The following is a 1,229-nucleotide window of genomic DNA, read 5'->3' as shown; positions in this document are numbered from 1 at the left end:
GCAGCCCGGCGGATCACCGCGAGGCTCGATGCCACCCTTGGCCTTGCCGATAGCCGCAGGGCCGGCCAGGTCGCCCTGCCGCCGCGCCCGACCATCCGCGTATCCGCAAACCGGAGCCTGCACAGATAAAGGACAGGACCATGTCAGCCCAGATCAGCGACAGCATCGAAGAGAAGCGGGGCTTCTTCACCCGCTGGTTCATGTCGACGAACCACAAGGACATCGGCATCCTTTACCTGTTCACCGCCGGGACGGCCGGGCTGATCGCCGTCACCTTCACCGTCTACATGCGGATGGAGTTGCAGCATCCCGGCGTGCAATACATGTGCCTGGAGGGGATGCGGCTGGTCGCGGACGCCTCGGCGGAATGCACGCCCAACGGCCATCTGTGGAATGTCGTCGTGACCTATCACGGCATCCTGATGATGTTCTTCGTGGTGATCCCGGCGCTGTTCGGGGGGTTCGGCAATTATTTCATGCCGCTGCACATCGGCGCCCCGGACATGGCCTTCCCGCGGCTGAACAACCTCAGCTATTGGCTCTATGTCTGCGGGGTCTCTCTTGCCATCGCCTCGCTGCTGTCGCCGGGCGGCAACGACCAGTCCGGCGCGGGCGTGGGCTGGGTGCTCTATCCGCCGCTCTCCACGACCGAGGCCGGCTATGCGATGGACCTGGCGATCTTTTCCGTCCATGTCTCGGGCGCCAGCTCGATCCTGGGCGCGATCAACATCATCACCACCTTCCTGAACATGCGCGCACCGGGGATGACGCTGTTCAAGGTGCCGCTGTTCGCCTGGGCCGTCTTCATCACCGCCTGGATGATCCTCTTGTCGCTGCCGGTGCTGGCCGGGGGGATCACCATGCTGCTGATGGACCGCAATTTCAGCACCCAGTTCTTCGACCCGGCCGGCGGCGGCGACCCGGTGCTTTACCAGCATATCCTGTGGTTCTTCGGCCATCCCGAGGTCTACATGCTGATCCTGCCCGGTTTCGGCATCATCAGCCATGTGGTCTCGACCTTTGCCAGGAAGCCGATCTTCGGCTACCTGCCGATGGTGCTGGCCATGGCGGCCATCGCCTTCCTGGGCTTCGTCGTCTGGGCGCACCACATGTATACCGCCGGCATGTCCTTGACCCAGCAGGCCTATTTCATGCTGGCCACCATGACCATCGCCGTGCCGACCGGCATCAAGGTGTTCTCGTGGATCGCGACCATGTGGGGCGGCTCG

At 63.7% G+C, this 1,229-nt stretch carries 1 protein-coding gene; it reads left to right on the top strand.

Annotated features, from left to right (window positions below):
- Positions 1–140: 140 nt before the first annotated feature.
- The coding region (locus tag FE811_RS26895; RefSeq protein WP_140849568.1) for a cbb3-type cytochrome c oxidase subunit I at positions 141–1,229 on the top strand (1,089 nt) is incomplete at its 3' end.

It is taken from the genome of Paracoccus sp. FO-3 (genome assembly GCF_006386455.1).
In the GTDB taxonomy this organism is placed as follows: Bacteria; Pseudomonadota; Alphaproteobacteria; order Rhodobacterales; family Rhodobacteraceae; genus Paracoccus; species Paracoccus versutus.
The sequence above is the reverse complement of the archived record's forward strand: the minus strand, read 5'-3'. Positions and strand labels throughout refer to the sequence as shown.